10 protein-coding genes are annotated in these 14205 nt (G+C 70.6%); 3 read left to right on the top strand and 7 right to left on the bottom strand.

Annotated features, from left to right (window positions below):
- Window positions 1–1173 (top strand): ROK family protein, encoded by a 1173-nt coding sequence (locus ACYVLT_RS15210; protein ID WP_461120820.1) that lies wholly within the window; start codon window positions 1–3, stop codon window positions 1171–1173.
- 72 nt (window positions 1174–1245) lie between these two features.
- Here ACYVLT_RS15210 and ACYVLT_RS15205 read toward each other — a convergent pair whose 3' ends face one another.
- Complete coding sequence (locus ACYVLT_RS15205; protein WP_461120819.1) at window positions 1246–1776, bottom strand: AAA family ATPase; 531 nt, start codon at window positions 1774–1776, stop codon at window positions 1246–1248.
- 235 nt (window positions 1777–2011) lie between these two features.
- On the opposite strand from ACYVLT_RS15205, the gene ACYVLT_RS15200 reads away from it, so the two are divergent.
- The gene (locus ACYVLT_RS15200; RefSeq protein WP_461120818.1) at window positions 2012–4669 is read left to right on the top strand and encodes an nSTAND1 domain-containing NTPase; all 2658 of its coding nucleotides are present in this window, start codon (window positions 2012–2014) and stop codon (window positions 4667–4669) included.
- Window positions 4670–4757: 88 nt separating this feature from the next.
- Window positions 4758–5174 (top strand): LapA family protein, encoded by a 417-nt coding sequence (locus ACYVLT_RS15195; RefSeq protein WP_461120817.1) that lies wholly within the window; start codon window positions 4758–4760, stop codon window positions 5172–5174.
- Window positions 5175–5181: 7 nt separating this feature from the next.
- On the opposite strand, the gene ACYVLT_RS15190 is transcribed toward ACYVLT_RS15195, so the two are convergent.
- The 6 genes from ACYVLT_RS15190 to ACYVLT_RS15165 all read right to left on the bottom strand — a co-directional run bounded on the left by ACYVLT_RS15190 (window position 5182) and on the right by ACYVLT_RS15165 (window position 13849).
- Window positions 5182–7890: a cellulose binding domain-containing protein gene (locus ACYVLT_RS15190; protein ID WP_461120816.1), complete on the bottom strand. Its 2709-nt coding sequence runs from the start codon at window positions 7888–7890 to the stop codon at window positions 5182–5184.
- 320 nt (window positions 7891–8210) lie between these two features.
- Complete coding sequence (locus ACYVLT_RS15185) at window positions 8211–9242, bottom strand: LacI family DNA-binding transcriptional regulator (RefSeq protein ID WP_360462574.1); 1032 nt, start codon at window positions 9240–9242, stop codon at window positions 8211–8213.
- Window positions 9239–10654, bottom strand: coding sequence for a GH1 family beta-glucosidase (locus ACYVLT_RS15180; protein WP_461121128.1), 1416 nt, complete (start codon window positions 10652–10654; stop codon window positions 9239–9241). Before ACYVLT_RS15180 ends, ACYVLT_RS15185 begins: the two co-directional genes overlap by 4 nt.
- 11 nt (window positions 10655–10665) lie before the next feature.
- Window positions 10666–11559: a carbohydrate ABC transporter permease gene (locus ACYVLT_RS15175; RefSeq protein ID WP_461120815.1), complete on the bottom strand. Its 894-nt coding sequence runs from the start codon at window positions 11557–11559 to the stop codon at window positions 10666–10668.
- Window positions 11559–12563, bottom strand: a complete 1005-nt coding sequence (locus ACYVLT_RS15170) for a carbohydrate ABC transporter permease (RefSeq protein ID WP_461120814.1) — start codon at window positions 12561–12563, stop codon at window positions 11559–11561. The genes ACYVLT_RS15175 and ACYVLT_RS15170 overlap by 1 nt, the downstream gene beginning before the upstream one ends.
- Window positions 12563–13849, bottom strand: coding sequence for an ABC transporter substrate-binding protein (locus ACYVLT_RS15165; RefSeq protein ID WP_461120813.1), 1287 nt, complete (start codon window positions 13847–13849; stop codon window positions 12563–12565). Before ACYVLT_RS15165 ends, ACYVLT_RS15170 begins: the two co-directional genes overlap by 1 nt.
- Between the last annotated feature and the right edge of the window lie 356 nt (window positions 13850–14205).

Genomic DNA, 14205 nt, shown 5'->3' with positions numbered 1-14205 from the left:
GTGTCCAGACCGCAGCCCGCGAGCCAGCACACCGTGCGACGGCACAACTCCGCCCTGGTGCTCGACGCCATCGCCGAGGCGCCCGGCTCGTCACGGGCCGCCGTGGCCGCGCGCACGGGGCTGACCAAGGCGACCGTGTCCAGCCTGGTCGACCGGATGATCGGCGCCGACCTCGTCGCCGAGGGCGAGGCGCAGGCCCGGTCCGGACCCGGGCGGCGGGGCACCGCGCTGCACCTGTCACCGACCGGGCCGCACGGGCTCGGCGTGGAGATCGGGGTCGACTACCTGGCCACGTGCCTGGTCGACCTGACCGGTCGGGTGCGGGCGCGGTGGCTGCGGCCCAGCGACAACCGCTCCTCCTCCCCCGCCCGCGTGCTGGCCAAGGTGGCGACGGCGGTGCGGACGGCGGCGAAGCAGGACGTGCCGATCGGCGGGGTCGGCGTGGCCGTGCCGGGCCTGGTGGAGGTGGCGGGCGGGTCGCTGCGGGTCGCGCCGAACCTGGGCTGGCGCGAGGTGGACGTGCGGGGCGAGCTGACCCGGCGGATGGCGTTGGACGTGCCGGTGCTGGTGGGCAACGAGGCGAACCTGGCCGCGTTGGCCGAGCTGTGGCACGGGGACGTGGCGGCGGACTTCCTGCACATCTCCGGTGAGATCGGCATCGGCGCGGGCATCGTGGTCGGCGGCGCGCTGTTCGAGGGCGTGTCCGGGTTCGGCGGCGAGATCGGGCACCTGTCGGTGGACCCGCGCGGGCCGCGGTGCGCCTGCGGGTCGCGGGGGTGCCTGGAGCGGTTGGCCGGGCAGGACGAGATCGTGCGCGCGGCGGGGGTCTCGGGGGTGGACGAGCTGCTCGCGGGGCTGGCCGCGGGCGACCGCACGGCCACGGCGGCGGTGCGTTCGGCGGCCCGGTGGCTGGGCGTCGCGCTGTCCGGCGCGGTCAACCTGCTGGACCTGCCGACGGTCGTCCTCGGCGGCACCTACGCACGCCTGGAACCGTGGCTCCAGGAACCCCTGCACGCCGAGTTGGACCGCCGCGTGGTCAGCGCCGAGTGGTCACCCGTCCGGGTGGTGGCGTCGTCGCTGGGCGCCGAGGCGGCCGTCCGCGGCGCCGCGACCACCGCCGTCCGCGCGATCCTGGCCGACCCCGACCCGTACGTAACCACCGCCCTGACCTGAGCGTTCAACTCGCGCGACCTGACCGTAGGACACGCGCGTTCCGAACGTAGGACACGCGCGAGAGTCCTACGTTCAGGTCGCGCGAGTCCTACGTTCAGGTACCCCGAGTTCTACGTTCAGGACGGCCAGGAGAGTGCGGTAGGTGTGAGCCGGGTCACCCTCTACCGAGGGGATCAGGTGGGGCGAGCGGGTGGCGATGATCGTTTGCAGGTTGTCGTACATGGTCGAGAGCTCCGCCGGGGTGGCCTGGACGGTGGCACGCTCGGTGAAGCGGCGGATCGCGTTCTCCCGCGAGTCGATCAGCACGACCTCGTGGTAGGTCGCACCCAGCTCGGCGGCCAGGTCGGCCAGGCGGTCCAGGAACTCCGGACGGCCGAGGAACTGGGGCACGACCACGTCGTGGCCCGAGGTCAGGTGCACGCGGGCGGCGGCGATGGCGATGTCGCGCGCCAGGCGACCGGCCTCACCGAGGTCACCGGCGACCAGGTCGCGCACGCGGTCGACGTCCAACGCCAACGTCGGCGGGTGGTCGTCCGCGTAACGACGCGCGATGGTCGACTTGCCGCACCCGGGAGGGCCGTTCAACACGATCAGGCGTGGCACCCCGTCGAGCCTAGCGCTCCGGGGTGCCGGGTCCGCTGGAGGTTCGTGATCAGGCGAATCGGCTCGTCGTGCCCGCCCGCCGCGAGCAACGCGAACACACTGGCGAAGTGCGCCGGACCTGTTCACCCGAATGCACGCGCCGGAAGCGGGCACGCGGCGAGCGCTCGTCTGACAGCCTGGACGGCACGTTTGTCGCTGCGGACAATTGTCGAGAGAACTGCCAGGGGGTGAACCGGTGCCGCGTGGAGAGCGCCCGTTGGACGTCGGTGACAGCCTGCTGCTCAAGTTCGCCGCCGACCTGCGGTCGTTGCGGGACAAGGCGGGCGGCTACAGCTATCGGCAGTTGGGCGCGCGCGCCCACTACTCGGCGACGACGTTGTCGGACGCGGCGGGCGGGCGCAAGCTGCCCACGCTCGCCGTGACGCTGGCCTACGTGCGCGCCTGCGAGGGCGACGTCACCGAGTGGGAGGACCGGTGGCGGCAGGTCGCCGCCGAGGTGCTGCCCAGCCCGGACCCCGACTCCGACGAGGGCCGCCACCCGCCGTACGCGGGCCTGGCCGCCTACGGCACCGAGGACGCCGAGTGGTTCTTCGGCCGCGACCACCTGCTGGACGACCTGGAGCAGCGCATCGCGCACCGCCGGTTCGTCGCGGTGTTCGGCGCGTCCGGCGCGGGCAAGTCGTCGCTGCTGCGCGCGGGCCTGGTGCCGCGGGTGACCGGGCGGGCCGTGGTCACCTCGCCCAGCGAGACCGCCGAACCGGACCTGGACGCGGACCTGCTGATCGTGGACCAGTTCGAAGAGGTCTTCACGCTGTGGCAGGACGTCGACCAGCGCACCGCCTACGTCGACGCGCTGCTGACCGCCCGCTGCCGGGTCGTGATCGGCGTGCGGGCCGACTTCTACGGGCACTGCGCGCAGCACCCGGCACTGGTGGAGGCGCTGACCGACGGGCAGCTGCTGCTCGGGCCGATGGGTCCCGAGGAGCTGCGCCAGGTGATCATGCAGCCCGCGGTGAAGGCGTCGTGCACGGTCGAGACGGCGCTGGTGTCCCGGCTCGTCGCGGACGCCACCGGTCAGCCGGGCGTGCTGCCACTGGTGTCGCACGCGCTGCTGGAGACCTGGCGGCGGCGGCGCGGCACCACGTTGACGCTGGCGGGCTACGAGGCCGCGGGCGGCATCCAGCACGCCATCGCGCAGACCGCCGAACGCACCTACACGTCACTGGAGCGGCACCAGCGGGTGTTGGCGCGGCAGGTGTTCCTGCGGCTGACCGCGCTCGGCGACGGCACCGAGGACACCAAGCGGCGGCTGCCGCGCGCCGAGCTCGACCACGACGTGGACGTGGACGTGGTGCTCGACCGGCTGGCGCACGCCCGGCTGCTCACCCTGGACCGCGACAGCGTGGAGATCGCGCACGAGGCGCTGATCCGCTCCTGGCCGCGGCTGCGCGGCTGGCTCGCCGAGGACCGCGACGGGTTGCGCACCATGCGGCAGCTCACCGAGGCCGCGGCGACCTGGAACTCGCTCGGCCGCGACCCCGACGCGCTGTACCGGGGGACGCGGCTGGACACCGCGGTCGAGTGGACGCAGCGCGACGGCGTGCGCACCAGCGCCCAGGAGCGCGACTTCCTGGCCGAGAGCCTCCAGGCCCGCGATCACGAACGGCTGCTCGCGCATCGGCGCACCCGCAGGCTGCGGCAACTCGTGGCGCTGCTGGCCGTGCTGCTGGTGCTCGCCAGCACCGCAGTGGTGCTCGCGATCAACGCGGAAAAGGAGGCCACGTCGGCCGCGGCCTGGTACGTGGCCAACCAGTCGCAAGGCCTGCGCAGCAGCGACGTGCCGCTGGCCAACCAGCTCGCCATCGTCGCCCACAAGCTCAACCCGAACGACGAGACGCGCAACGGCGTGCTCAGCGCGAACGCGTCGGATGAGCCGGACACGGCCGTCCGCGCGGCGTTCGCGTCCGCGCAGGGACGTCGGCCGGACGGCGAGACGCAGACGAACACCCGCGTGATCGGACCGGCCGTCGAGACCGTGACGTCGGTCGCGGTGAACGGTGACGGCCGGGCATTCGCCACCACGGTGGTGGACAGGCTGGGCAAGGTCTGGGACGTCACGGACGTGACCGCCGAGGTCGTGCACACCTTCGACTTCCCGGTGGCGCGGCTGGCGTTCGACCCGGCCCGAGCCCGCACCCTGGTCACCGCGTCCGACTCCGAGGTGGTCGCGGTCTGGGACTGGTCGGACCCGGCCAACCCGGTCCAGGCCTCGATCCTGCCCGGCCACTCCCGGCCGCTCGTCGGGATCGTCTACAGCCCGGACGGGCAGCTCGTCGCGACCTACGACGTGCTGGGCGTGGTCCGGCTGTGGGACGTGTCCGACCCGGAGCGCCCGGAGCGGATCACCGCGTTGGACACCGCGTTCAACATCACCGCCGTCGCCCTGTCGCACGACGAGCGCCTGTTGGCGCTGGGCACCGGGACGGGCGAGATCCGGCTGTACGACCTGACCGACCCGTCGGCGCCGGACGAGCTCTCGTCGGTGAAGGCGCACCGGGGAGCGGTCCAGGCGCTGGGCTTCCGCCGCGACCGCACCGCGCTGGCCAGCGTCGGCGTCCAGGACAAGGTGGCGCTGTGGGACGTGTCCGACCTGCGGCGGCCGCCCGAGGAGCGCGGCCGGATCAACGGGCTCACCGAGGGCGTCTACGCGGTGGGGTTCGGCGACCACCCGACCGAGGTGGTCACGACCAGGTCGAACGGCACGACGCGGTCCTGGGAGTTCGACTTCGACACGGCGGTGCGCGAGATGTGCGACGACGTCGAGACCCACATCACCCGCGAGGAGTGGCAGCAGTACGTCGGCGCGCTGGAGTACAACCGCCCGTGCGGCTGATCGGCCCGGTTGCCTGCCCCGGTCGGTCGGCGCGGCCGATCGGCGCAGCTGATTGGCGGGCGGGCGCCGGCAGGTCGATAATCACGCCGTGACGACGCCGCGGGACGACGACCGCACGGAAGCCCTGCCCACGAGCCCGATCCCGGACGCCCCGTCGGCGGTGGGCGGGCCCGGGAACGGGCCGGGCACCGTCGAGCCGGTGCCGACGGTCCCGCCACCCGGCACGCGGGACCGCACCACCGGGCAGCCGGCGAAGCTCAGGCCGACCAGGATCAGCGGCACGTGGGTGGCCGTGCTGGCGTCGATCGTCGTGCTGATCGTGCTGCTGGTGTTCATCCTGCAGAACCTGACCGACGCCACGATCCACTTCCTCGGCGTGGCGGGCACGCTGCCGCTGGGCGTGGCGCTGCTGTTCGCCGCGATCGCGGGCGCGATCCTGGTGGCCCTGGTCGGCGCAGCCCGGATAATGCAGCTGCGCCGCCAGGCCAAACGAGGGCTGCGATAAATCGTCCTCAGACCGAGGAACAGGACCTACCGTTCAGCGTGAAGCCGGTGGGTGAGACGTTGCTGCCCTGCCAGCTCGCCTGGAATCCGAAGTCCACCGAGCCACGCGCCGCGATGGTCCCGTTCCAGCCCTCGTTGGTCACCGAGACGGCGGCGCCGCTCTGCGACGCCTTGCCGTTCCAACTGTTGGTGATCCGCTGGCCGTTCGCGAACGACCAGCGCAGGTTCCAGCCGTTGAGCGGGCTGGTACCCGTGTTGGTGATCCTCACCGAGCCGGTGAAGCCACCTCCCCACTGGCTGACGACCTGGTACCGCACCGAGCAGCCGGGTGGCGGCTCGTCGGTGACGGTGGTCCTCGTGGTCGTGCCGGTGGTAGTCGTGGTGGTGGTCGTCGTCGTGGTGCTGGACGACGAGTCCGTGGGGTGGGTGTTGCTGCTGGTGGGACCACCGGTCGGGTCCGCGACGAGGATGCCCCGGCCGTTGGTGCCCAGGTAGACCCGGCCGTGGACGTTCGGGTCGCCGGTGATGGCCTCGCCCATGTTCCCGTACTGGTGGGCGTCGTCGTTGATGCGGACCCAGCCCCGGCCTTCCTCGTCGTCGGACCGGTAGACGCCGGTCTTGCCGTCGATGGTCAGCACCGCGTAGAGCGACGGGTAGGTCTTGTTCGGCGCGGGCTTGCCGAAGCCGATGTTGATCCCCGAGGTCACCCCGTCGACGGGCGTGACCGTCTTGCCGGAGTCGGTCGAGCGGAACAGCCCGCCCTCGCCGACCAGCCAGAGGTGGCCGCCGCGCGAGGGCACCGCGTGCAGCTTGCTCACGGCCGCGGTGGCACCCGCGGTGAACGTCGCGCCGCCGTCGGTGCTGACGTACACGGTGTCGTTCGCCAGGCCGTAGAACTTCTTCGGGTCGACCCGGTCGGACTCGACCACGGCACCCGCCGGGATGCCGGCCGACGGCGTCCACGAGTTGCCGAAGCCCACCGAGTAGTGCACCGCCGCGCCGGCCGGGCTCCACACGAACCGGCCGCCGTCGGCGGCCGCGGCGACCGTGCCGCCGCCGGTCACCCCTCCGGGCTCGGTGCCCGCGAACCACTGGCCGCCGCCGTCGGTGGAGAAGGCCACGTGCGGCGAGCCGTCGACGTTGCCGGAGCGCACGACGACCGTCGGGTTCCCCTCGGCGTAGTCGAGGCTGGTGGTCGTGGTGAAGTTGGGTTGCAGGAACATCATCGACGGCGCCGTGGTCAGGCTCGTGTGCCGGAACCCGCCGATGTCACCGAGGCCGCTGATCAGCGACACGCCCTGGGACGGGCTGATCAGGTCGAGCACCGCGGTCTCCTCCAGGCCCGCCGCGGTCGGCTTGAGCGTGATCTGGCCGCCGTTGTCCCACTTGAGCAGGTCCGTGGTGCCGTAGATGGTCGCGCCGGTGCCGTACATCATCCGGTTGGAGTCGAACGGGTCGATCTCCATCGACTCCACCATCCAGCCCAGCTTCGGGCTGACCTCCGGCGGCTGCGGGTTCGCGCCCCAGCTCAGCCACGGCGAGGTCCGGATGTCCATGGTGTAGCGGAAGCTGCGGTCGGGGTAGCTGGTGAAGTCCCAAGCCCGCGTCCACGTCGCGCCGCCGTCGGTGCTGCGGAAGATGACGATGTCCGGCCACCAGGAGATCTGGGTGGCGACCATCAGCGTGTTCGGGTTCTTCCGGTCGACGGTCAGGCCGCTGTAGCCGAAGTGGTTGTCCGCGCTGCTGGACGGGACCGGGCTGATCCGCGTCCACGCGCCGGTGGCGGTGTCGTACTTCCAGACGTCGCCCTTGCCGCCGTCGTACGGGCCGCCGGTGTCGCTGGTGGCCAGGTAGAGGAAGCCGCCCGCGGTGTCCAGCACGCCCTTGTGCGCGATGTAGCCGGTCGGCTGGCCGGCCAGCCGGGTCCACGTCGCGCCCGCGTCCGTGCTGCGGTAGACGGTGTTCTCCTTGTCGGCGACGCCGACGTAGATCGTCTTGGTGGCGCTGCCGGCCGTCGAGGACCGCGGGTCGTAGGTCACCCAGACCACGCCCTGGATGTCGTTGGCGTAGCCGTTGGTGTCGTTGGGGTCGGCGACGTAGTTGCCCGGGTTGGGGAAGCTCGCCACCTGCGCCCACGTGGCGCCGCTGTCGGTGCTGCGCCACAGGCCCTTGCCGCTGGGCGCGCCGAAGTACAGCACCCGGCCGTCGTTCGGGTCGACCGACAGCCGCTCGCCCATGCCGCGACCGGGCATGTTGCCGCCGACCTTGAACGGCAGCACGGTCCGCTGCCACGTCTTGCCCCGGTCGGACGAACGCAGGATCGCGCCGTTGTTCGGGTCCCAGCTGTTGGTGTACATGCCGACGGCGGCGTACACCTTGTCCGCGTCTTTGGGGTCCGGCGCGATGCTCGCCACGCCGTTGTAGCCCCACTCGTCCCAGCCGACCCAGTCCAGCAGCGGGATCCAGCGGCCGGTCGCCTGGTCCCACCGGTAGGCGCCGCCGATGTCGGTGCGCGCGTAGATCAGGTTCCGCTCGGCCGGGCTGAACACGATGCCCGGCACGAACCCGCCGCCCTGGATCTCCACGTTGCGCCAGTTGTACGACTGGGCGGGCACGGCCGCGGCGGCGGTGGACGTCGCGGGGTCGGCGGCGGCGGTCACCAGCACGACGCCGAGCGCGGCCACGGCCGCGGTGAGCAACGCGAAGAGCCGCTTCACGGCTGCACTCCCGTGCGTCGAGCCATCGTGCTGCGCTCCTTTGCGCTGGGGTGGGAGGAGGCGGTGGGCGAGAGGGATCCGCCTCCCCCCGGGCTCTTGGGGGGATCGTCAGACTCTGGGAGCGCTCCCAGATAGCTGGATTGGACCGTAGCCGGCCGGATCGGTCGACGGCAAGGGTGCGCGCTTAGGCCATCCGAGTGAAGTGCGCTGAGTGATCGACGGCAGGCGCCCAACCGGTCGAACGCGGACTTCGAATCGATTCGAAAACGCCGCGACCCGGGTCTGGGCCCGGGTCGCGGCAGGTGTTCCGACGTTCGGCGTCAGGCGCTCGAACGGGTGACCATCGAGGTCGGCAGGAGCAGGAACGGCGGCAGGTTCTCCTCGCCGGCCAGCTCCGCCATCAGCCGCCACGTCATCGTGCGCCCCAGCTGCTCCACGTCCTGCCGGATCGTGGTCAGCGGCGGCACCGCCGTGGAGGCGATCATCAGGTCGTCGAACCCGACCACGGCCACGTCCTCGGGCACCCGCTTGCCGTGCGCGTGCAGGGTCTGCAACGCGCCCAGCGCCATGATGTCCGCGCCGACGAACACCGCGTCCAGGTCCGGCGCCCGCTTGAGCAGGTCGGCCATGGCCGCGGCGCCGCTCTCCGGGGTGAAGTCCCCGTATGCGACCAGGTCGGTGTCGGCCCGGGCCTGGCTGAGCCCGCGCTTCCAGCCCGAGAGGCGGTCCATGCCGACCGCCATGTCCCGGGGACCGGCGATGGTGGCGATGCGCTTGTGGCCCTGCGAGACCAGGTAGCGCGCCGCCTCCATGGCGCCGTTGAAGTTGTCCGAGTCCACATAGGGCACTCCGCCCGCGCCGAGCGGCCTGCCGCAGACCACGGTCGGCAGGCCCGCGTCGGCGAGCGTGCGGGGCAGCGGGTCCTGGCCGTGCAGGCTGATCACCAGCACGCCGTCCACGTGGCCGCCGCATAGGTAGTTGACGAGGTCCTGCTCGTCACCCTCCTTGCTCATCATGAGCACGAGCTGGACCCGCTTGCCCGCGAGCTCGGCGTGCACGCCGCGCAGCACACCCGCGAAGAACGGGTCGTTCAGCACCCGGCTGCCCTGCTCGGACACGACCATCGCGATGCAGTTGGCCCGGCTGCCCGCGAGCGTCCGAGCCGCCTGGTTGGGGCTGTACCCGAGCTTCCCGATGGCCTGGTGCACGGCCTCGCGGGCTCTCGAACTGACGTACGGCTCGCCGTTGATCACCCGGGAGACGGTCGACTTCGACACACCGGCTGCACGAGCGACCTCCTCGAGCCGGGTGTTGGGTCGTCGCGCCTTGGGCGGGTCAACGGCATCTGTCACGGAGCGACCGTCGCCGCGAGAGCGTTGCCACGGGCAACCTGCGAGTACCACATGGCGCTCATCTTAGGCGTCCGCACCTGGGTCTCGTAGTCGACATGCACGATCCCGAACCGCTTGGCGTAACCCTCGGCCCATTCGAAGTTGTCCATGAGCGACCACGCGAAGTAACCGCGCAGGTCCACACCAGCCTCGATCGCCTCATGCGCCGCCCTGAGGTGCGACTCGATGTAACCGAGCCGCTCCGGGTCGTTGATCGAGCCGTCGTCGCTGATCGAGTCGCGGTAGGCCGCGCCGTTCTCGGTGACGTACATCGGGATGCTGGGGTAGTCCTGGTGCACGCGCATGAGCACCTTGTACAGACCGTCCGGCTGCACCTCCCAGTCCATGTCGGTGCGGGGCAGGCCGCGGCTGGGGAACGAGACGTGCTCCGCGCCGACCCACGGTGACCCGGTCGGGCGACGGCCGTTGGTCTGGACCTGCTCCGAGGAGTCGGCCGCGGCGGGCTCCGGCGTGCCGCTGACGAAGTGCTCGGCGTAGTAGTTCACGCCCAGCTGGTCCAGCGGCGCGGAGATGATCTCCAGGTCGTTCTCGCGGATGTGCTTCGAGAAGCCGTACGGCTCCAGGTCCTCCACGATGTCCGCCGGGTACTCGCCCTTGAACAGCGGGTCCAGGAAGATCCGGTTCTGCAGGCCGTCGAGCCGGCGGGCGGCGTCGACGTCGGCCGGGTCCTCCGGGTCCGCCGGGATGATCGGGTACATGTTGAGCGTGATGCCGATCTTGGCGTTCGGCGCCTGCTCCCGGATCGCCGCGGTGGCCAGGCCGTGGGCCAGCAGCAGGTGGTGCACGGCCGCGACGGCGGCCTCCGGCTCCTGGCGGCCGGGCGCGTGCACGCCGGCGGCGTAGCTCAGCAGCGACGAGCACCACGGCTCGTTGAGCGTGGTCCAGTTGTCCACCCGGTCGCCGAGCGCGCCGACGACCGACTCGGCGTACTCCGCGAAGCGGTACGCGGTGTCGCGGTTGGCCCAGCCGCCCTCGTCCTCCAGGGTCTGCGGGAGGTCCCAGTGGTAGAGGGTCAGCCACGGGGCGATGTTGTTCTCGAGCAGCTTGTCGACCAGCCGGGAGTAGAAGTCCAGGCCGGCCTGGTTGACCGGACCACCGTCCGGGCGGATGCGCGGCCACGCCGTGGAGAACCGGTAGGCCTGCAGCCCGAGGTCGACCATGAGCTGGACGTCTTCGTCGACCCGGTAGTAGTGGTCGGCGGCGGGGTCTCCCGTGTCGCCGCCCACCACCGCGCCGGGGACCTTGCAGAACGTGTCCCAGATGGACGCGGTGCGACCGTCCGCGGTGGTCGCGCCTTCGATCTGGAACGCCGCTGTCGCGGCGCCCCACACGAATCCCTCGGGAAAGGAAATCGACTCCACAGCTACCCCTTCACAGCACCCTGCATGATCCCGGCGACGATCTGCCGACCGAGTACGAGGAAGACGATCAGAATCGGGACCGTGGCCATGGTGGTCCCGGCGAGCACGAGCGAGTTGTCGACGTAGTAGCCGCTCTGCAACTTCTCCAGGGCGACCTGCATCGTCGGGTTGTCGGCGTTGAGCACGATCAACGGCCAGAGGAAGTCGTTCCACGACATCATGAACGTGAAGATGCCGAGCATGGCGGCGGCCGGGCGCACCGCGGGCAGGCACACGTGCCAGAACGTGCGGATCATGCTGCACCCGTCCATGCGGGCTGCCTCGATCAGCTCGTCCGGCACGGCGTCGGCGATGTACTGGCGCATCCAGAACACGCCGAACGCGGTCACCAGGTTGGGGATGATGACCGCACCGAGGGTGCCGGACCAGCCGTACTCCGCCATCGCCATGTAGAGCGGGATGATGCCGAGCTGCGTGGGCACGGCGAGCGTGGCGACCACGAAGACCATCAGCGGTCCCCGGCCCTTGAACCGCAGCTTGGCGAAGGCGAACCCGGCCAGGGTCGACAGCACCACCACCGACAGGGTGACCGTGCCGGAGACCAGGATGCTGTTGCCCAGCGCCTTCCAGAACGGGATCGTGTCGAGCACGCGGCCCGCGTTGTGGAAGAAGTTCCCGCCGGGCAGCAGGGGTGCGTCGGCGGTGAACTTCTGGTCGTCGTGGCTGGCCACCAGGAACGACCAGTAGAACGGGAACGCCGAGCCCAGGATGAACGCGATCAGGATGCCGTAGACGACGAAGCCGGGCCGCCGGTCGGCGAGCGAGATCCTCTTCGAGCCCCGCCGCTTGGCCGGCTTGGGCCCGGTGACGGTCGGCCGGTCGGTGATGGTCGCCATCACGCCTCCCCACTGGACGCGAGCCTGCGGGTGAGCAGGAAGTTGATCCCCGCGATCGCGATGATGACCAGGAACAGGACCCACGCCATCGCCGAGGCGTAGCCGAGGTCCTGGCTCTGGAAGCCGGCTTGGTACATGTAGAGCACGACCGTCTGGTACTGGTGGGTCGCGCCGCCGTTGGCGCCCGCCGAGGGCGCGAAGAGCAACGGCTCGGTGAAGATCTGCAGACCGCCGATGGTCGACGTGACGACCACGAAGATCAGGGTGGGGCGCAGCATCGGCAGCGTGATGCTGGTGAACTGGCGCACCTTGCTCGCGCCGTCGACCCAGGCCGCCTCGTAGACGTCGCGCGGGATGGCCTGCATGGCGGCCAGCACGATCAGGGCGTTGTAGCCCGTCCAGCGCCAGTTGACCATGGTGGCGATGGCGACGTGGCTCCACCAGCGGTCGGCCTGCCAGTCGATCCGGTCGATGCCGAACAGCTCCAGGATGTTGTTCACGGTGCCGTACTGCACGCCGAACAGGTCGCCGAAGATGATGGTCAGGGCGACGAGGCTGGCCACGTAGGGCAGCAGCACGCCCATCCGCCAGCCGGTCCGCCCGCGCAGCGCGGTGTTGAGCAGCACGGCCAGCAGCACCGCGATGATGAGCTGCGGGATCGTGGAGATCGCGAAGATGCTGAACGTGTTGACCATCGCGTTCCAGAACTGCGAGTCGGCCAACAGCGCGGTGTAGTTCTCGATGCCGACGAACGGCTGCTCGTCCGCGCCCAGCTCCCACTCGAACAGGGAGATGTAGGCGGTGTAGAGCAGCGGGAACAGGCCCACCACGGCGAACAGGATGAAGAACGGGGCGATGTACACGTACGGCGAGAACTTCACGTCCAGGCGGGTGAGCCGGTAACGCCAGCTCAACTTGCCCGGACCGATGTCATCGTTGTCGTCGCGCCGCGGCGGGCGGGGCTCGGCGCCCCGCCCGCGCGTGACCGTGAGCTCGGTCGTCATTACTTGGCAGCCTTCTTGGCTCCCTCGACGACCTGCTTCCACGCGTCCTCAGGCGAGGTGCCCTGCTCGACCGAGGTCAGCGCCGGGGAAACGACGTTGTCCTGGATCTCACCGTCCTGCGGGCCCTTGTACTGGGCGGCCGCGACCTTGTTGGCCTGCTCGGCGAACAGCAGGCCGACCTTCTCGCCGCCGAAGTACTCGCTGGTCTGGTTCAGCAGCTCGGGCGAGATCAGGGCCTGGGTCTGGCTCGGGAACGTGCCCTTGGCCTTGAACGCCTTGATCTGCTGCTCCGGCGCGGTCAGCCACGCGGCCAGCTTGGCGGCCTCGGCCTTGTTCTTGCCCTGCTTCGGGACGGTCAGGTACGAGCCGCCCCAGTTGCCGCCGCCGCCGGGGAAGGCCGCGGTGACGGCCCACTTGCCCTTGTGGTCGGGGCCCGCGTTGCCCTCGATGACACCCAGCATCCAGGACGGGCAGGTCTTGGTGGCGAACGCCGACTCCTTGAAGCCGGTCTCCCACTCCGGGCTCCAGGCGGCGAGCTTGGCCGACTGGCCGCCCGCGACCGCGGCGGTGACCTGGTCGAAGATCTTCTTGTCGTCGTTGGTCTCGATCACGAGCTTGTCGTCGCGGTCGAAGTAGCCGGTCTCGGCCTGGTTGTGCATCGGGTTGAAGATCTGCGCGGCCGAGTCGAACCACGGCTTGCCGGTCGCCTTGACGTACTTGTCACCGGCCTCGAAGTACGAGTCCCAGGTCGCGAACAGGGCCTTGACGCCCTCGGGGTCGGACGGCAGGTTCGCGGCCGCGAGCATGTCCTTGCGGTAGCACATGGCCAGCGGGCCGATGTCGGTGCCGTAGCCGATGAGCTTGTTGTCCTTGGTGGTGACCGCGTCGACCTTCCACTGCAGCCAGCGGTCCTCGCGGACGTCCTTCGGGCCGATCTCCTTGAGGTCCTCGAACTGGCCCGACTTGGCCATGACCTGGCTCAGGAAGCCCTCTTCGACGGCCTCGACGTCGGCCAGGCCGGAGCCGGCGCCCAGCTTGGTGAACAGGTTCTGGTGGTGCGGGGCACCCTGGCCGGTCTTGCGCTGCGTGACCTTGACGTTCGGGTTCGCGGCCTCGTACTCCTTGAGGAGTTCCTCGTAGCCGAACTCGTTGAAGGTCGCGATGGTGAGCTCGACCTTGCCGTCGGGCGAGGTACCCGACCCTCCCGAGCCACAGGCCGTGGCGACTGTGGCAAGCACTGCGGTGCAGGCCAGGACTTTGGCCAAGCCTGCTCGACGGTAGCGCACGAGAACTCCTCAGTTGATCGGCGGTGAACGTTCTGGGAGCGCTCCCAGGTTTTGGGGGAGTGTGGTTCGCGCCACGGAGTTGTGTCAAGCTCCCGTGTCCGCGCTGTTACCGACGTTGCGACGTTTGCCTTGCTGGACCGATTCTGCTAGCGGCGTGTCCGGTGGTCCGTTCAGGCACTGTTCGTAGACCGGTCGGACACGCTCGGTTCATCCCCGGGCCGATGGCCCGGAAGAATTCACCAGTCGTGTCCCCCACTCACCCGCCACCAGTCTGCACCGGATGTGCGCGGTAGTCGCCCACCACTGCCGCGCGAGTCGCGCGCCGGGGCACGCCGAGTCGTGCGGTCGGTGGCGCG

The organism is Saccharothrix stipae (assembly GCF_054781895.1).
This window is presented reverse-complemented; position numbering and strand designations above follow the sequence as displayed.